The sequence below is a fragment of the Ahrensia sp. 13_GOM-1096m genome (genome assembly GCF_000620605.1).
Classification (GTDB): Bacteria; Pseudomonadota; Alphaproteobacteria; order Rhizobiales; family Rhizobiaceae; genus Ahrensia; species Ahrensia kielensis.
Window position 1 is genome coordinate 140,962 of record NZ_JIAX01000006.1, and the last position, 17,148, is coordinate 158,109.

17 protein-coding genes are annotated in these 17,148 nt (G+C 48.2%); 15 read left to right on the forward strand and 2 right to left on the reverse strand.

What is annotated here, in order from left to right:
• Positions 1 to 16: 16 nt before the first annotated feature.
• Entirely contained in the window at positions 17 to 481 is a 465-nt protein-coding gene (gene ptsN, locus N530_RS0101040; RefSeq protein WP_026479171.1) for a PTS IIA-like nitrogen regulatory protein PtsN, read from the forward strand.
• A gap of 60 nt (positions 482 to 541) precedes the next feature.
• Here the strand turns inward: ptsN and N530_RS0101045 are convergent, their stop codons facing one another.
• Together N530_RS0101045 and N530_RS0101050 are read right to left on the reverse strand one after the other, a co-directional pair.
• On the reverse strand, positions 542 to 1,624 hold the full coding sequence (locus N530_RS0101045; RefSeq protein WP_026479172.1) for an ABC transporter ATP-binding protein: 1,083 nt from the start codon (positions 1,622 to 1,624) through the stop codon (positions 542 to 544).
• A 28-nt stretch (positions 1,625 to 1,652) separates the two neighbouring features.
• Positions 1,653 to 2,438, reverse strand: coding sequence for an IclR family transcriptional regulator (locus N530_RS0101050; protein WP_026479173.1), 786 nt, complete (start codon positions 2,436 to 2,438; stop codon positions 1,653 to 1,655).
• Positions 2,439 to 2,667: 229 nt separating this feature from the next.
• Here N530_RS0101050 and N530_RS0101055 point away from each other — a divergent pair, with 229 nt between their 5' ends.
• From N530_RS0101055 to miaB, 14 genes are all read left to right on the forward strand, one after another.
• Positions 2,668 to 3,906, forward strand: a complete 1,239-nt coding sequence (locus tag N530_RS0101055) for an ABC transporter substrate-binding protein (RefSeq protein WP_026479174.1) — start codon at positions 2,668 to 2,670, stop codon at positions 3,904 to 3,906.
• 127 nt (positions 3,907 to 4,033) lie between these two features.
• The gene (locus N530_RS0101060) at positions 4,034 to 4,975 is read left to right on the forward strand and encodes a carbohydrate ABC transporter permease (RefSeq protein ID WP_026479175.1); all 942 of its coding nucleotides are present in this window, start codon (positions 4,034 to 4,036) and stop codon (positions 4,973 to 4,975) included.
• Position 4,976: 1 nt separating this feature from the next.
• Positions 4,977 to 5,828, forward strand: a complete 852-nt coding sequence (locus tag N530_RS0101065; protein ID WP_018688915.1) for a carbohydrate ABC transporter permease — start codon at positions 4,977 to 4,979, stop codon at positions 5,826 to 5,828.
• Positions 5,829 to 5,834: 6 nt separating this feature from the next.
• Positions 5,835 to 7,991: an alpha-galactosidase gene (locus N530_RS0101070; protein ID WP_051540680.1), complete on the forward strand. Its 2,157-nt coding sequence runs from the start codon at positions 5,835 to 5,837 to the stop codon at positions 7,989 to 7,991.
• The gene (locus tag N530_RS0101075) at positions 7,991 to 8,758 is read left to right on the forward strand and encodes an SDR family NAD(P)-dependent oxidoreductase (protein WP_026479177.1); all 768 of its coding nucleotides are present in this window, start codon (positions 7,991 to 7,993) and stop codon (positions 8,756 to 8,758) included. The genes N530_RS0101070 and N530_RS0101075 overlap by 1 nt, the downstream gene beginning before the upstream one ends.
• Positions 8,758 to 9,699, forward strand: coding sequence for a 2-dehydro-3-deoxygalactonokinase (locus N530_RS0101080; protein ID WP_026479178.1), 942 nt, complete (start codon positions 8,758 to 8,760; stop codon positions 9,697 to 9,699). The genes N530_RS0101075 and N530_RS0101080 overlap by 1 nt, the downstream gene beginning before the upstream one ends.
• Positions 9,700 to 9,713: 14 nt before the next feature.
• Positions 9,714 to 10,352 carry a 2-dehydro-3-deoxy-6-phosphogalactonate aldolase gene (locus tag N530_RS0101085; protein WP_026479179.1) on the forward strand — a complete coding sequence of 213 codons (639 nt, stop codon included), beginning with the start codon at positions 9,714 to 9,716 and terminating at the stop codon, positions 10,350 to 10,352.
• A 2-nt stretch (positions 10,353 to 10,354) separates the two neighbouring features.
• Entirely contained in the window at positions 10,355 to 11,221 is an 867-nt protein-coding gene (locus tag N530_RS0101090) for an SMP-30/gluconolactonase/LRE family protein (protein ID WP_051540681.1), read from the forward strand.
• A gap of 17 nt (positions 11,222 to 11,238) precedes the next feature.
• The gene (locus tag N530_RS0101095) at positions 11,239 to 13,218 is read left to right on the forward strand and encodes a beta-galactosidase (RefSeq protein WP_026479181.1); all 1,980 of its coding nucleotides are present in this window, start codon (positions 11,239 to 11,241) and stop codon (positions 13,216 to 13,218) included.
• A gap of 58 nt (positions 13,219 to 13,276) precedes the next feature.
• Positions 13,277 to 13,948, forward strand: coding sequence for a tRNA (adenosine(37)-N6)-threonylcarbamoyltransferase complex dimerization subunit type 1 TsaB (tsaB, locus tag N530_RS0101100; RefSeq protein WP_026479182.1), 672 nt, complete (start codon positions 13,277 to 13,279; stop codon positions 13,946 to 13,948).
• 2 nt (positions 13,949 to 13,950) lie between these two features.
• Entirely contained in the window at positions 13,951 to 14,445 is a 495-nt protein-coding gene (rimI, locus tag N530_RS17190; protein WP_051540682.1) for a ribosomal protein S18-alanine N-acetyltransferase, read from the forward strand.
• Between the two features lie 60 nt (positions 14,446 to 14,505).
• A complete protein-coding gene (locus tag N530_RS0101110; RefSeq protein ID WP_018688906.1) occupies positions 14,506 to 14,916 on the forward strand; it encodes a Fur family transcriptional regulator in 411 nt (136 codons plus the stop codon).
• Positions 14,916 to 15,698 (forward strand): 1-acyl-sn-glycerol-3-phosphate acyltransferase, encoded by a 783-nt coding sequence (locus N530_RS0101115; RefSeq protein WP_051540683.1) that lies wholly within the window; start codon positions 14,916 to 14,918, stop codon positions 15,696 to 15,698. Before N530_RS0101110 ends, N530_RS0101115 begins: the two co-directional genes overlap by 1 nt.
• Positions 15,699 to 15,739: 41 nt before the next feature.
• A complete protein-coding gene (gene miaB, locus N530_RS0101120; protein ID WP_026479185.1) occupies positions 15,740 to 17,146 on the forward strand; it encodes a tRNA (N6-isopentenyl adenosine(37)-C2)-methylthiotransferase MiaB in 1,407 nt (468 codons plus the stop codon).
• Positions 17,147 to 17,148: the final 2 nt, after the last annotated feature.

A 17,148-nucleotide genomic window follows, 5' to 3' on the forward strand; every position in this document is an offset into this window, starting at 1 on the left:
CAATAGGGTAAGTGACATGGATCTTGGCGAATTTCTCGGCAAGGACGCAGTTGTTATCGACTTGAAAGCAAGCTCGAAGAAGCAGTTGCTTCAAGCAATGTCAGAGCGGGCCGCAGAGCTGACAAATCTGTCGGCCCGTGAAATCTTTGACACGATTTTACAACGCGAAAAGTTAGGCTCAACCGGGGTTGGCAACGGCATTGCGATTCCGCACGGCAAGTTTAACAATTTCGACAAGATATTTGGCATTTTTGCCAGACTTGAAACGCCGATTGCTTTTGATTCTTTGGATGAAAAAGATGTCGATATTGCATTTTTGCTGCTCGCGCCTGAAAGCGCTGGCGCAGATCACCTCAAAGCACTTTCACGTATTGCACGGGTGCTGCGCGACACGGACCGCCTCGCTGCGCTTCGATCTGCTTCAAGTGAAGATGCAATTTATGAACTCTTGACCAAGCCTGCTCATTCAAACGCAGCTTGAGTGATCTTCAAATTTAAAAAGCGGCCTTGATAATTTCAGGGCCGCTTTTGTTTGTATGATTTAGCGAATACGTTCCTGTGTATCCGCATCAAACAAGAATGCGCGCGCAGGATCGAATGACGCGCTCGTTGGTTTTCCTTGTTTGACGGAATGCCCTTCGGGTAGCTGTATTGTGAGAGGGGCAGCGCTGTCCGCGCCTGAATACGCAAAAGATGCGCCGCCTAAATCTTCAATCACATCAATCTGAAGGTCCAGTTTTGCCTTGCCTGCTGCGGTAAAGTGCTCTGGCCGAATGCCAAGTGTTACTTTTCGGTCCTTCTCAAGTTTCGTCGATATTGGCACGGCCGCTTTTGCGCCGTTGTAACCGTCGATCTCAACCGTTGCTTTACCTTTAGCATAAGCTGTGACTGTACCGCTCAAATGGTTCATTTTAGGTGAGCCAATAAACCCGCTAACAAACTGATTGTCTGGATCATTATAAAGGTGGAGAGGGGAGCCATATTGTTCAACACGGCCCGCCCGAAGTACAACGATCTTGTCAGCCAAGGTCATCGCCTCAATTTGATCATGCGTTACGTAAATCATGGTCGCGCCAAGATCGTTATGAAGCTTTGCGATCTCAAGCCGCATTTGTACGCGCAGTTCTGCATCTAGGTTTGAGAGCGGCTCATCAAACAAAAACACTTTAGGCTCGCGCACGATGGATCGCCCAATCGCAACACGCTGGCGCTGGCCGCCAGAAAGCTGTTTTGGTTTGCGATCCAGCAAAGCGTCGAGTTTCAAAATTTCAGCTGCTTTATTGACGCGCTCATCAATAAACGCGGTGTCATGGCCTGTCATTTTAAGGCCAAAACCCATATTTTCGCGAACCGTCATATGCGGGTAAAGCGCGTAGGATTGAAACACCATAGCAACGCCGCGTTCAGCTGGCTCGACATAAGTAACGTCTTGTTCGCCGATGGAAATTTTTCCAGAGCTCGCTTCTTCAAGACCTGCAATTAGGCGCAAGAGAGTGGACTTTCCGCAACCTGATGGACCAACAAAAACGACAAATTCACCAGATTTTATATCGAGATCAACGCCGTGAATCACATCAATCGGGCCGAACGATTTTTTAAGTTTATTGAGTACGACGTCTGTCATTAAAGTCTCCCTTGATCGCGAGGTTTTGCTAAGCTCGCGGCCCCAGTTTTATTGGTAATTCTTCCATGATGGCTTTAGCGACACTGCGAACATCCTCAGCCCATGATTCTAATTTTTCGATTGGCACGCGGTAGCAAGGTGCCGTCACCGACAGGCCGCCAATCACGCTGAAATTATTTGTAAAGATCGGCGCTGCGACACAGTGGATGCCCGGCTCATGTTCTTCGCGGTCATATGCGTTGCCAGAGGCACGAATCTGGTCAAGCTCGCTCATGAGTGCTTGCTCGCTCATCAATGTGGTTTCGGTGAACTGCTTGAATGATATGTTCGCTATGCGCGTTTCAATTTCTGCGTTTGGCAGAACAGAGAGTCCGGCTTTGCCAACGCCAGTGCAGTAGCACGGTGACGAATTGCCCACTTGGCTATGCATTCGCACGGCCTGTCGGGATTCAACCTTGTCGAGATAGATAACCTCGATGCCTTTGAGAATGCCAAGGTGGACAGTTTCGCCAGTTCGCTCGTGCAGTGCTTTGAGGTGGGGTTCTGCAATTTCACGAAAACCGCTGCCACTCCATGCGCGCGCAGCAAATTTCAAAAGACGGAAGCCTAAAGAATAAGACTGGTCAGCATTTACCTCTAATAAGCCTTCTTCAATAAGGTTGGAAACTTGGCGGTGCAGGGTCCCACGGGGCTGATCAATATGTGCTGCAAGATCGCGAAACCGCATAGGTGTATTGGATGCAGCGACAGCATCAAGAACGGCAACTGCTTTTCCAAGCGTGCCGGTATCATGATCAGGTTTCTCGCTAGCCATGTGCCCTCCAAATTCAGTCAGTGCTGTTCTGCGCAACACTGAAGTCTTGACATTATGGCAGGTTTACTACATCAATTCAACATAGTCAAATAGAGTTCCATTATGTGGAATGAGTGACTAATGCGAAATATCTTGCTTGTGATTTTTGAGCGAGATGAAACTGGGGCCTGATGGCCGAAACGACATGCGTGATGGTCGCGCTCATTATTCTTTTGGGAGGAAGTGTGAAATGAAATCTCTTTTTAAGTCCACAATCATAGGAGCAGCTGCAGCCGTTCTTATGGCGGGAACAGCATCCGCTGGCGATCTCGTGATCAACTTTGATGATCCGAATCCAGCGCCGAAAGCTGGCTTTGAAGCCGCTGTAGAAGCGTTCAAAAAAGCTAATCCAGATATCAATGTGACGGTCAATATCAATGACCGCGAAGCGCACAAAACGGCGATTCGGAACTTCTTATCTGCTGACGCTCCAGACGTAACATCATGGTATCCTGGTAACAGAATGGGCCCGTTTGTTGATGCTGGTCAGTTCGAAGATATTTCGGAGCTTTGGGCATCTGACGCAAATCTTTCAACTTCATTTGAGGCGATCAAGCCAACAATGACACGTGATGGCAAGCAGTGGGGCGTTCCTTACTCTTATTATCAATGGGGTATTTATTACCGCAAAGATATTTTTGAAACGAATAACGTTTCCGAGCCAAAAACATGGGACGAACTCCTAACCGCCTGTGATACGCTTAAAGAAGCTGGTGTTACTCCATTCACAATCGGCACAAAGTTCCTTTGGACAGCTGCTGGCGTGTTTGACTATTTGAACCTTCGCACGAACGGATATGACGTTCACAACGACCTGACTGCCGGTAAAGTGAAGTATACAGATCCGCGCATCAAAGAAACATTTGCAAACTGGCAGACAATGCTAGAGCGCTGTTCATTCGTTGATAATCACGCGACGATGTCATGGCAGGATGCTGTTGCACCATTCGCTAAGGGTGAAGCTGCAATGTATGTGGTGGGCAACTTTGCGGTTGCAGCGTTTAAAGATGCGGGCCTCACAGATGATCAGATCGACTATTTCCAGTTTCCGGAAATCACTCCCGGTCTTGCTCGTGCCGAAGAAGCGCCAGCGGATGCTTTCTTTATTCCTGCAAATGCGAAGAACAAAGAAGATGCAAAGAAATTCCTATCCTTCATAGCACAGCCTGAGATTCAAGCCGAGTGGAACAAGACAATCGGTCAATTGCCACCGAACTCTAAATCAGCGATTGCTGATGATAAGTTCATCCAAAAAGGCTTTGAAACAGTGTCAACAGCCTCTGGTCTTGCGCAGTTCTTTGACCGTGATGCGCCAGCTGAAATGGCGAAAGTCGGCATGGAAGGCTTCCAGGAATTCATGGTTAAGCCAGACCGTTTGGACGCAATTCTCGAGCGTCTCGATAAAACTCAAGAGCGCGTTTATAAATAACCGTAATTCAAACTTTAAGGCGGGTCCCATTTGGAGCCCGCCTTTATTGCCAAAAGACTAAACGATACAGCGCAGTCATAATGCGCGCAAAATATTTGGCCGAAGAACGGATCATGTGGGAGGGTTCATGTCTACTGTTGAAAGCTTAGACGATGCGAGCGTAGTTACCGCAGTCGATAATCGCAGTTGGTATAAAAAGAACCGTTTGGCGATTGCGCCTTGGTTGTTTCTGACCCCTGCAATTTTGTTTTTTCTTGTTTATGTGATCCTGCCAATTTTCCAATCTATTTGGATTTCATTTCATGACTGGGATGGTCTTGGCGAGGCGACTTGGGTTGGCCTTGCTAACTATGTCGAGCTGCTCGATGATGACCGTTTTTATACGTCGTTGTGGAACAACCTTTTATGGCTTTTCCTCTTTTTGTTAGCCGTACCTGCCGGTCTGTTCATCGCTTTATTCTTAAACCAAACTGTGTTTGGTATGCGGCTCTATAAGTCGTTATTCTTTTTCCCATTCGTAATATCGCAAGTTGTTGTAGGCCTCATTTTCACATGGTTCTACAATCCTAACTTCGGCATCATTGCTGAAATTTGGAATTGGTTTGGCGCATCACCGCCCTCTATATTGGGTGATGAGCGATATGTGACTTATGGCATTATTGTTGCAGGCCTCTGGCCGCAAATCGCCTATTGTATGATCTTGTATTTAACCGGTCTCAATAATGTTTCGCCAGATCAGGTCGAAGCTGGAAGGCTTGATGGTGCCAAAGGTTTGAAGATGCTTTGGTATGTGATTCTACCGCAGCTTTGGCCCGCGACCTTTCTTGCAATTGTCGTGACGGTTATCGGTGCGCTTCGCTCCTTCGACATGATTGCAATCATGACGCAGGGCGGTCCCTACGGCTCATCCAATGTTTTGTCTTACTTTATGTATGAGCAGGCATTATCAGAATATGGCTTCCGCATGGGCTATGGCTCAGCGATCGCCGTCGTGTTGTTCCTCATCATGCTTGTGTTCATTAGTTACTTCCTCTGGTCGATGTACCAAGAAGAAAAGGGAGGTCACTAAGATGTTCCCACGCCCTATAGAAAAATCATCTGTCGGTGTTCGAACTGCCTATAAAATATTTCTGCCAATTGCTCTATTCATATGGTTGTTGCCGCTTTTGGCAATTTTCATGACATCGGTGCGCTCGGCTGCGGATATCAATTCAGGCAACGTGTTTGGTTGGCCGTCTAGTTTCCAGATTATAGATAATTATACTGCGGTCTTCACGCAGTCCGATGCATTCACCTATTTTCTAAACTCGATCAAAATTACATTGCCGACTGTTGCGATTTCCGTCGCGCTGGCATGTTTGGCTGGCTATGCTTTGGCAATATATCGCTTCAAAGCTGCTCTGCCGTTGTTCTTCATATTTATTGCAGGCAACTTTGTGCCGTTTCAAATTTTGATGGTGCCGGTGCGCCAGCTTTCTGTTGAAACAGGGCTTTACAATACGGTCACTGGGCTCGTGCTTTTCCATGCAGCGTTTCAAACGGGTTTTTGTACGCTCTTTATGCGTAACTTTATCAGAGCGCTGCCAATGGAGCTAATTGAGTCCGCGCGTATTGATGGTGTTGGTGAATTTAGAATTTTCTGGCACCTCGTCTTACCACTTGTTCGTCCAGCGATTGCAGCATTATCTGTTCTCGTTTTCACGTTTATCTGGAACGATTTTTTCTGGGCAACAGTGCTGACAAACGGCGAGGCATCAAAGCCTATTACCGCTGGTGTGAGGGCGTTGAACGGCCAATTTGTGAGCCAATGGCACTTGGTATCTGCGGCATCATTGCTTGCAGCCGTGCCGCCAGTTCTCATGTTTTTCTTGATGCAGAAACACTTTATCGCCGGCCTTACGCTCGGCGCGACAAAAGGCTAAATAAAATTGTCTAACTACGAGAATACACTGCGACTTGATGGCTGGTCTACGACGCTTGTTTTTGCATGGAATGATGGCATTCCTGTCGTTATTTACCACGGTGAAAAGCTGCAATCCGGCATCGATCTTGGTGTTTTGGCGGACATTCATGCGCGTCCTTTCACGCAAGCATCGCTCGATGATAATTCTCCAATCAGCCTTCATCCAGAATTAGGCCGCGGCTTTCTTGGCCATCCGGGGTTAATCGGGCACCGGGTCAAAAGTGATAAGCCAGGCTGGGCAGGACAGTTTGTTTTTGCGCGCCGTATTGACCGTGAACATGGCGTTACCTTTGGCATGATTGATGCCGTGCGCGGCATGGAAATGGAGATCGTTTGCGATCTTGATCCGGAAACCGATGTCGCTGTTTTTGCCACAGAACTATTCAATGTTGGCGATTCTCCCGTGTCTGTTGATTGGTTATCCGCTCCGGTTGTTGTGCCAGCGCAGCAATATTCGCAGCACCTATCCTTTCATGGGCGCTGGTGTGCTGAATTTCAGATTGAGCGCCAGCCGATTCCAATGGGATTAACAAAGCGCGAAAACAGGCGCGGGCGCACATCGCACGAAGCATTTCCAGGCTTAATACTTCTCAATGCAAAAACGGATGATGAGTCTGGCCCATGTTTGGGCATGCATCTTGGTTGGAGTGGTAACCACCGCATTGTGCTTGAGCGCTTATCGACAGGCGATGTTCAGGTTCAAATGGGTGCATTATTGTTTTCTGGCGAAGGCATGATTAAACCCAAGCAATCAATGAAAACGCCGAGCATTTATGTTGCGCATTCTTCAAACGGACTAAATGCTCTCAGTCAGAAATTCCACCATCATGTACGCAAGAACATTTTAAAATTTCCAGTGCCGGACAAGCCAAGACCGGTCACTGTGAACACGTGGGAAGCCCTTTACTTTGACCATGATCACAGCCGACTATGTGCATTGGTTGATGCTGCCGCCGATATTGGCGCAGAGCGTTTTGTCTTGGATGATGGCTGGTTCCGTGGCCGTAATGATGACACTTCAAGCCTTGGAGATTGGTATCCGGATGAAACCAAATATCCAAATGGTCTTGGTCCTTTAGCCGAATATGTCCAATCTAAAGGCTTGGATTTCGGCCTTTGGATTGAGCCGGAGATGATCAACGAAAAGTCTGAACTGTTTCAAAAACACCCAGATTGGGTGCTGGGCTTAAACTCATATCCAAACATGACAGGCCGCAACCAGCTGGTGTTGGATATCGCTAACCCGCTGGTGAGCGATTATATCTTTGAAACCATCGCGCCATTGATCGAAAATCATCAAATTAAATATCTCAAATGGGATATGAACCGCGATCTAGTTTTACCGGGCGATCAATCAGGGCGCGCCAATGTCTATAATCAGACAGGGGCATTATATGCTCTTATGGATCGTTTCTTAAAGGCTTTCCCAACGCTGGAAATCGAAAGCTGTGCTTCGGGGGGCGGCCGTGTTGATTACGGTGTTTTGGCGCATACGCATAGATTTTGGACATCGGACTCTAATGATTCTGTCGAACGCGCACGCATTCAGACAGGCTTTTCTCATTTCTTCCCGCCAGAGCTAATGGGCGCCCATATTGGTCCTGCGTGGAGCCATACATCAGGGCGCGGGCTGCATGCTGGTTTTCGCGCACTTGTTGCAAGCTATGGTCACATGGGGATTGAGGCCGACCTTACCAAAATGTCGGACGAAGATCGCGAAATTATGCGTGATGCCGTGACGCGGCACAAACAAGATCGTGCGATTTGGCACACAGGAAAATTCTACCGTGTTCGCACCGTTGATTACGGGCTCATTGGCGCGCTGTCCGTGTCGGTTGCGCTCGATCAGGCACGAATGGTTTTGATGCAATTGGAGCGTCCACGTTCAACAATTCCGCCAAGAATACGTGTTCCAGGCCTCAATAAAAGCGCGGTATATAAAGTCCGTATTCAAACAATGACCGAGCAAGTGAAAAAAGCCAACCGGTCATTTCCAAATCCGATTTTCAATGGTGGTTTTGAGTTAACAGGCGCTGCACTTGAAACTGTAGGCTTGGGTTTGCCGTCGCTTTATGCTCAGACAGGCCTAGCAATATCAATTGAGCAAGTCGGAGAGCAATAATGTCCAATTTCCCTATATTCCCAGACTTGAAAGACGCTTCCGTTCTGATCACAGGCGGTGGTTCCGGTATTGGTGCGGCTTTAACAGAAGGCTTTGTTGCGCAAGGCGCTAAAGTAGCTTTCGTCGATATAGCGGATACCGCAAGCCAAGCTCTATGTGCCAAACTTGAAGCGGCCTACGGTGCTAAACCGTTATACATTAAAGCTGATCTTTCTGATGAACTTGCAATCACGGATGCTGTGAACAAAGCGGTGAGCGAAAACGGTCCAATTACAGTGTTGGTCAATAACGCTGCTTGGGATGATCGCCATAAAATCGCAGATGTGGACGCGGCGTATTGGGATAAAAATATTGCTATTAATTTGCGCCACCAGTTCTTCGTTATTCAGGCGGTCGTTGAAGGAATGAAATTTGCTGGCGGCGGTGCAATCGTCAATTTCACATCCACATCCTATATGCTCAACATTGGCGATATGCCTGTTTATACCGCTGCAAAAGGCGGCGTTGTGGGGCTGACCAAAGGTCTTGCTGGCAAGCTTGGTCCTGACAATATACGCGTCAACGCTATAGCACCTGGCTGGGTGATGACTGAACGCCAAAAAGAGCTATGGGCAACACCCGAAAGTGTCGCTGAGAATACGGCTCAACAAAGCCTAAAGCACGAATTGCAACCCCTTGAGATGGCTGGTCCTTGCTTGTTCTTGGCTTCAAAATCAGCAAGCGCGATTACCGCACAGGTACTTATTGCTGATGGCGGTATTTTGTGATGCAAAACCAAGCAGCCGTCATCGCTGTAGATTGGGGAACGTCGCATTTGCGAATGTGGCCGCTTGACCCATCTGGTAAAGCGCTTGATTGCCGTAAATCTGCTGATGGTATGCGCACGGTTGCAAAGAGCGACTTTGCTTCCGTGATGAATGGACATCTCAAAGAAATGGGATTGCCCGATGATGTGCCTGCGATCATGTGCGGGATGGTTGGCTCACGACAAGGCTGGCAGGAAGCGCCTTATGTAACCGTTCCCTGCCACATTGGTGATCCAGCATTAGGTGCTGTGAAGATCAACAATACATCGCGCGACATGCGTATTTTGCCCGGCATCGCAAATCGCAGCTTGGACAAGGCTGACGTGATGCGGTCTGAAGAAACGCAGCTGCTTGGCCTTAAAGAAAAAATGGGCAAGGCGCTGACCGGTCTGGTTTGTATGCCGGGAACACATGCCAAATGGGTGCACGTTGAAGACGAACGCGTGTTGGACTTTTTCACATCATTAAGCGGCGAGTTATTTGCGGCGCTAGGCGCTGCCTCTGTTCTCAAACACGCACTCGACGGTGCAAGTGGTCCTGTGGATGTGAATGGAGCAGCATTTATTGACGGTGTTCGGCAAAGTCTTGATGAGCCTGCAACGATACTCAATCGTTTGTTCTCGGTGCGCCCAAAAAGTCTATTACATGACTTAAATAATAATGAGGCTGCAGCGTTCATATCAGGAACAATTATTGGTCAAGATATTGCTGGCGCAAAAGCGCGATTTGGTGACGCCAGTTCGGTGATACTTGTTGGGAGCGGCCATCTAGGAACGCTTTACGCATCTGCACTCAACATTGCTGGATTGCCTTCACAGATGGTCGATGGGGATGAGCTCGCCGTTGCAGGGCTAGCGCATGCTGCTCGGCTGATTTGGCCAGATCGCTTTAACTTGAAATAACGGAGTGAATTGAAATGAGCGCGAACGTAACTGCCCAATGGCCGGACATGAAGCGTGGTTTGGTTGCCATTTTGCGCGGTGTCAAACCCGATGAAATAGAGCCGATTGCTGATGCACTCATTGATGCTGGTTTTGCTTGTTTGGAAATCCCGCTGAACTCTCCTGATCCATTCAAATCCATTGAGAAGGTTGTCGCTAAACATGGCGATAAATGCCTCATTGGCGCAGGTACTGTGTTAACCGCTGAAAATGTGGACCAATTAGCAGGTGCTGGCGGAAAGCTGATGGTGTCTCCTAATATTGATGAAGCTGTCATGGAACGGTGTGCACATCATAAGATGGTAACAATGCCCGGCGTTTTTACGCCAACAGAAGCATTCAAAGCGATTAAACTTGGCGCTTCAGGACTTAAGTTTTTCCCAGCCAGCGTCATCGGTGCAAGCGGGATAAAAGCCATGATGGCCGTGCTTCCTAAAGATTTGGCCATTGGCGCCGTTGGCGGCGTATCTGAGGTTGATTTTGCAGATTATGGCAATAATGGCATTTCAGTATTTGGCCTTGGTTCTTCAATATATAAGCCGGGTCTATCTGCAGATGAAATTAGCGCGCGCGCGATCAAAACCGTTGCAGCTTATGATGCGGTGTTTGGTTGATCATGGCTAATATCTCAATCCTATCTGAATATCGCTGTGACTTAGGTGAAGGTCCATTTTATTGCACGCGTCGCAACACGCTTTTCTGGTTCGATATTCTTGGCAAAACGCGTCATCAACATGACTTTTCAACAGGTGAAAACAGTGCGGTTGCCTTGCCTGAAATGACAAGCGCAATGGCTGTGCTTGATGATGAAAACGATCTGATTTTTACAGAAACTGGCCTTTGGAAGCGCAATAATGAAAGTGGTTCGTTAACGTCTATAGCGCCGATTGAAGCCGATAACAGTCAGACACGTTCTAACGATGCACGTGTGCATCCATCCGGTGCATTTTGGCTGGGCACAATGGGCAAACAAGCGCAAAATAAAGCTGGTGCAATTTACCACTATAGAAATGGCGTGCTGACAAAGCTTTATGCCGATATCACTATTCCTAATGCGATTTGTTTTTCGCCAGATGGTAGCAAAGCCTATTATACCGATACAATTTTAGCCAAACTGATGAGCGTTAGTGTCGATCCAGAAACAGGATTGCCAAATGCCGAGCCCTCAATTTTCCTCGATCATGGTGATAATGAGGGCGGGCTTGATGGTGCAATTGTTGATGCCGACGGCAATATTTGGATCGCGCTTTGGGGCGCAAGCGTCATCAATTGCTATTCTTCTGATGGTGTTTTGAAAGCTTCGCAAACTGTAAATGCAACACAGCCAAGCTGTCCTGCATTTATTAGCGGCGGAAAAATTGCTGTAACAACTGCAATGGAAGGCATGGATGAAGCCGCAAAACAAAGCGATCCAAATGCGGGCAAAACATTCGTGCTAGATGTTGCCGCCGTGCCTAAATTCGAACCCCTTGTTACCATTTAGATTTCAGGAAACTGATCATGATGAACCCAGCCAAACAAACCATTGGCGTTTGCTATTATCCCGAACATTGGCCTGAAAGCCGATGGGAGGAGGATGCGCGCCTTATGGTTGCCGCGGGGATCACACATGTGCGGATAGGTGAATTTGCGTGGAGTAAGTTAGAGCCAAATCCCTGCGCTTATAATTTTGATTGGCTGGATAAGAGCTTTGACGTTTTGCACCGTCACGGTCTCAAGGTTGTTCTCGGTACACCAACGGCAACACCGCCTAAATGGCTGGTTGACCGTATGCCTGATATGTTGGCGGTAGATGCTGATGGACAGATACGTGGGTTTGGTTCTCGCCGTCACTATTGTTTTTCGCATGAAGAATACCGCAAAGAATGCGCGCGCATAACAACCGAATTTGCAAAGCGTTATGGAAAACATCCAGCCCTGATCGCGTGGCAAACCGATAATGAATATGGCTGTCACGATACGGTCCTCAGTTATTCTGATGCCGCGCTTAATGGTTTTCGCAACTGGCTGGCACAGAAATACCAATCGCCTGATGCGATGAACCGCGCTTGGGGCAATATTTTCTGGTCCATGGAATATCGTAGCTTCGACGAGGTTGAGCTGCCAAATCTCACGGTTACCGAACCGAACCCTGCTCATGTGATGGATTTTAGGCGTTATTCGTCAGACCAAGTAAAATCATTCAACAGACTGCAAACGGATATCATCCGCAAACATTCTAATGCGCCTATCGGCCACAACTTCATGGGCTCCTACACTGATTTTGACCACTATGCCGTAAGTGAAGATTTGGATATCGCCACATGGGATAGCTACCCAATTGGATTTCTGGACCGTGATAGTTCTGATGATGAGAACAAAGCGCGCTACTTAGGCGTTGGTGATCCTGATTTGCAGGCGTTTCACCATGATCTTTATCGTGCTTGCGGTGAAGTTCGTAATGGCGCTGTTGATGGCCGTTGGTGGGTGATGGAGCAGCAGCCCGGTCCGGTAAATTGGGCACCCTATAATCCAGCGCCTTTTCCGGGCGCTGTAGAGCTTTGGGCATGGGAAGCATTTGCAGCTGGAGCCGAGCTTGTAAGTCATTTCCGCTGGCGTCAGCCATCCTTTGCGCAAGAGCAAATGCATGAAGCGCTTTTGTTGCCCAATGGCGAGTTCAATGAAGGCTACCATGTTTGCGAAAAAGTATCCAAACTGCTCAAGCAAATGGATTCCAAAGCGCAGGTAGTCCGTGCCGACGTCGCACTGGTGTTTGATTATGAAAGCCAGTGGGCTTGGGAAATTCAGCCGCAGGGCAAAGACTTTTCTTATATTGAATTGGTCATGCGCTATTATCGTGCTTTGCGCAGGCAGGGTATCAATGTCGATGTTATTCCGCCGACGAAAGAAGCGGTCACGGGCCGCAAACTCATCGCCATGCCCGGCATGTTCAATGTTTCAGAGGATTTCGCAGCAGCGCTCGAAAGCAGCAAGGCCGTAATTTTGGCGGGGCCGCGTTCAGGCTCTAAGGACGAGAACTTTCAAATCGTTCAAGATTTGCCACCGGGCGCTCTACGCAAATTGATCAACATCAAAATTACCCGCGTCGAAAGCCGCCCGCCTCATTCTCCAGTATTATTGCAAGATGATCTGGCCTTTGAAGGATGGCGCGAATTTGTCGTGCCCGAGGCAGGCGTTTCTGCTTCTATGAAGTCCGAAGATGGTCATGATGCCATCTTTGAAAATGATCGAATGATATATCTGGCAGGCCGCCCGAACGCTCCATTAGCCGATTATATTGTTACTGCCGCGTTGGATAAGGCAGGTGTTGCGGCAACGCGTCTTCATAGAGATATAAGGATGCGTGATAATAATAATGTTCGTTATATTTTTAACTATGGGCCTGAAACAGTAAATTGCAGTGAGCTTATCGGCGATGCGCAGCTTGTTTTTGGCGCAGCATCTTTGGCACCGCGCAGTGTGACGGCTTATAAATTATAATTCCTATTTAGAGCCTCACAACTATTGTTGAGTTGGCAAAAGCGCTTTAATTAGGGCTATGACCATTCTTGCCATTGATACTTCTGCTCATATTTGTGCTGCTTGTCTGTATGACCCGCAGAGTCAAAAGATACTTGCGCAAAAAAGCGAAGATCTGGGGCGTGGTCATGCCGAACGCCTGCTTAGTCTTATCGATGAGTGCTTTACACAAGCAGGGCTCACCCCAAGCGATTTGACGAAGATTGCAGTCAGTGTCGGGCCGGGGTCGTTCACCGGTATCAGGGTTGGTGTTGCCGCTGCGCGCGGATTGGCACTTGCTATTGATGTGCCAGTGGTCGGTGTTTCGACGTTCAAATCCATTGCATATGACTATGTTGAGGGCGGCGCTTCGGGTGATTTTGCTGTTCTTATCAAAGGGGGCAGGAGCCAGATATTTGCGCAGAAATTTGTAGCATCCGGCGCTGAAGATGAAGCGCCTTTCATTATTGCAGATGCTAGTGATCTTGAAGAATGCGCACCGCTAGAGCATTTGCAAAACCTTATTGGAAATGCCGCGGCAGAGTTTGATGCGGGCCGTGCTGTGGCTGGTTTTGATGCCGCAACAGGCTCTATTCAGGCCTATGCCCGATTGGGTGCTAAAAGCAATTTGCCACCTAAACCAATTTATTTGCGTTCTGCAGATGCCAAAATAAATGCAAATTTTGCACTGCCCCATGCTGCGGTATCTTGATTATGGCTTGGCCATTTACGAATCGTGATGTCGGGCGGCTTGGTGAAGAATCACTGAACTATGAACATGCACAAGCGCTGGCAGAAATTCATGCCTTAACCTTTCCCCACGCTTGGACAGATGGTGATTTCCTCGCATTGCTAAATAACAGGAATGTAAGCGGTCTATTGTTGCGCGAACCTTTATCTGATGGTGGACGCAATGTTGGGTTCGTTTTGGTGCGTACAGCGGCAGATGAAGCTGAAATTTTGACGGTGGCCGTGACGCCAAAATGGCAAAATTTTGGGGTAGGGCGCAGATTGCTCAACCGCATTATCGAGCGTTTGAATGCCGATAAGATTGCTTCTTTATTCTTAGAGGTGGACGAAAATAATAAAAGCGCCATCGCGCTTTATAAACGTTTGCGTTTTGAGCAGGTGGCAATTCGCGAAAATTATTATACTAAGGCTGGGGGACGCAAAGCCAATGCACTGGTGATGCGCCGCGAGAATGTTTGACTTATAATCCAATTCTATAGGTGCGAGTTGTCGGGAAAGCCGGAAACATCATTGGAAACTATGTTCGCTGATCGCGGCATGCGCATGACCGGACAACGGCGTGTTATTGCGCAAGTTATCGAAAATGCGAGCGATCACCCCGATGTGGAAGAGCTGTATAAGCGTGCATCGGCGATTGATCCTAATATTTCAATTTCGACGGTTTACCGCACGGTTCGTTTGTTCGAAGAGCTGCAGATCGTTGAAAAACACGAGTTTCGTGATGGGCGCGCGCGCTATGAGGCAATCCCCGAGGAGCATCATGACCATCTGATTGATGTGCGCTCCGGCAAGGTGATCGAGTTCAAAAATGATCGTATTGAGCGTCTGCAAGAAGAGATCGCGCGCGAATTGGGGTATGAGCTTGTTGAACACCGGTTAGAACTTTATGCTGTGCCCATCAATAAAGATGAAGAGTGCGATAAAAGTTGATGCTCTTTTTTCGTTTTGCGTGGGTCGCAACAGCGGCACTGATCGTGACGGCTGTTTTACTGCCCGCTCATATGATCGCCCGATGGTTGCGGCATCCGATACGCAAAAATATTGAACGGCGCTGGCACCGCGCAATTTGCAAAATTCTTGGTATTAAAGTTGAAGTGCGCGGCTCTATGGTTCAGCCTTCAGGCCACGGCGTTCTCATCGCTGCTAATCATATATCTTGGCTTGATATTATTGTCCTTGGCTCGGTTGCTCCTATTTCTTTTGTCGCAAAAGACGAAGTCAAAGATTGGGCTATATTTGGAACACTTGCTGTATGGCAAGAAAGCGTTTTTATTGATCGCACAACAAGACTTGGAGCCAAAGCTCAGGCGGAAATTATCAATAAGCGTCTACTTGATGGCGATAATATCGTTTTATTTCCTGAAGGGACGACATCAGACGGTAATTTTATCTATCCTTTTAAATCGTCGCTTTTTGGGGCGCTCGGTGTTGGCGCAGCAGCGATTAGCTCGCCAATTCAACCTGTTTCGGTTGCTTACAATAAATTGTGCGGACTGCCGATGGGGCGTTTTAAACGTCCTTTAGCCGCATGGCCAGGTGACATCGAAATTGTGCCACATTTGATAGGTGTTATCAGTGAACCGCATCTAGGCGTGGTTGTCTCTTTTGGAGAACCCGTGGAGCAATGTGAAGGCATGAACCGAAAAGAAATTACGCAAATCGTACAGGAACGTGTTGCAGAAATGACATCACTTGCCTTGCGTGGCAGATAGCCCACTTCTCAAGAGCTAGAAAAGCGACTAAAAGCCGAATTATGAGCGCACCAATTATTGAAAAACTACCATCTGCTGACACCAACACGGACACGAAGAAAGTCTTCGTGAAAACCTATGGCTGTCAAATGAATGTTTATGACAGCCAGCGTATGGCCGACGCCTTGGCAAAAGACGGCTATGTCGAGACATCCAGTATGGATGATGCCGATATGGTGCTGTTGAACACGTGCCACATCCGCGAAAAGGCTGCAGAGAAAGTCTATTCCGAGATTGGTCGTATCCGCATGGTGCGCGAAGAAAAACGCGCCAATGGCGGCGATTTAATGATCGGCGTTGCAGGCTGCGTGGCGCAGGCCGAGGGAAAAGAAATTATCAAACGTGCGCCAGCCGTTGATTTTGTGATTGGACCAACAACCTATCACCGCCTCGGCGAAGTGGTAGCAAAAGCGAAAACCGGCAAAAAAGTCGTTGAGACAGAATATGCCGTTGAAGATAAATTCGAGCATTTGCCCGCACCAGCTAAGAAAGTCATGACGAGCCGCGGTGTGACGTCTTTTCTGACGGTGCAGGAAGGCTGCGATAAGTTCTGCACCTTCTGTGTTGTGCCTTACACGCGTGGCTCTGAGGTTTCTCGCCCTGTATCTCAAATTATGGATGAGGCAAAACGCCTTGTCGACGCAGGTGTGCGCGAGATCACTTTATTGGGCCAAAACGTTAATGCTTGGCATGGCGCAGGCGGTGATGACCGTGAATGGGGCTTGGGCGAACTACTCTATAAACTCGCAGAAATTGATGGGCTAAAGCGCCTTCGTTATGTCACCAGCCATCCACGTGATATGGATGATGCGCTGATTGAAGCGCACCGTGATCTATCAATGTTGATGCCTTATCTGCATTTGCCGGTTCAATCGGGTTCGGATAAAATTTTAAAGGCGATGAACCGTAAACATACGGGCGATGATTATCGCAAACTCATCGACCGAATTCGCAGCGCACGACCTGATATCGCGCTTTCAGGCGACTTTATCGTCGGGTTTCCGGGTGAAACAGACCAAGATTTTGAAGATACGATGCAGATTGTGCGCGATGTCACACATGCTGCGGCCTATTCTTTCAAATATTCGACACGCCCTGGAACGCCGGGCGCAGACATGCCAAATCAAGTGCCTGAGGATGTTAAATCTGAGCGCTTGCAGCGCCTTCAGGCCTTGTTGACCCAGCAGCAGAAAGACTTCATGCAAAGTCTGGTTGGCAAGAATATGGATGTGTTGATTGAGAAGCCAGGCCGTGAAGCTGGCCAGATCGTTGGCCGCTCTCCGTGGCTTCAACCGGTCATCTGTCATGAAAGTGTCGGTGAAGTCGGCGATATTGTGAATGTAAAAATCAGCCAAGTGATGGTGAACTCCTTGGTTTCTGACACCATTGCCACTAAGTTAGGGCAGTAACA

Bases quoted from the DNA above. Each gene is read 5' to 3' on its own strand.
- ptsN (WP_026479171.1), top strand. From the start codon at position 17: ATGGATCTTGGCGAATTTCTCGGCAAGGACGCAGTTGTTATCGACTTG.
- N530_RS0101045 (WP_026479172.1), bottom strand. From the start codon at position 1,624: ATGACAGACGTCGTACTCAATAAACTTAAAAAATCGTTCGGCCCGATT.
- N530_RS0101050 (WP_026479173.1), bottom strand. From the start codon at position 2,438: ATGGCTAGCGAGAAACCTGATCATGATACCGGCACGCTTGGAAAAGCA.
- N530_RS0101055 (WP_026479174.1), top strand. From the start codon at position 2,668: ATGAAATCTCTTTTTAAGTCCACAATCATAGGAGCAGCTGCAGCCGTT.
- N530_RS0101060 (WP_026479175.1), top strand. From the start codon at position 4,034: ATGTCTACTGTTGAAAGCTTAGACGATGCGAGCGTAGTTACCGCAGTC.
- N530_RS0101065 (WP_018688915.1), top strand. From the start codon at position 4,977: ATGTTCCCACGCCCTATAGAAAAATCATCTGTCGGTGTTCGAACTGCC.
- N530_RS0101075 (WP_026479177.1), top strand. From the start codon at position 7,991: ATGTCCAATTTCCCTATATTCCCAGACTTGAAAGACGCTTCCGTTCTG.
- N530_RS0101080 (WP_026479178.1), top strand. From the start codon at position 8,758: ATGCAAAACCAAGCAGCCGTCATCGCTGTAGATTGGGGAACGTCGCAT.
- N530_RS0101085 (WP_026479179.1), top strand. From the start codon at position 9,714: ATGAGCGCGAACGTAACTGCCCAATGGCCGGACATGAAGCGTGGTTTG.
- N530_RS0101090 (WP_051540681.1), top strand. From the start codon at position 10,355: ATGGCTAATATCTCAATCCTATCTGAATATCGCTGTGACTTAGGTGAA.
- N530_RS0101095 (WP_026479181.1), top strand. From the start codon at position 11,239: ATGATGAACCCAGCCAAACAAACCATTGGCGTTTGCTATTATCCCGAA.
- tsaB (WP_026479182.1), top strand. From the start codon at position 13,277: ATGACCATTCTTGCCATTGATACTTCTGCTCATATTTGTGCTGCTTGT.
- rimI (WP_051540682.1), top strand. From the start codon at position 13,951: ATGGCTTGGCCATTTACGAATCGTGATGTCGGGCGGCTTGGTGAAGAA.
- N530_RS0101110 (WP_018688906.1), top strand. From the start codon at position 14,506: ATGTTCGCTGATCGCGGCATGCGCATGACCGGACAACGGCGTGTTATT.
- N530_RS0101115 (WP_051540683.1), top strand. From the start codon at position 14,916: ATGCTCTTTTTTCGTTTTGCGTGGGTCGCAACAGCGGCACTGATCGTG.
- miaB (WP_026479185.1), top strand. From the start codon at position 15,740: ATGAGCGCACCAATTATTGAAAAACTACCATCTGCTGACACCAACACG.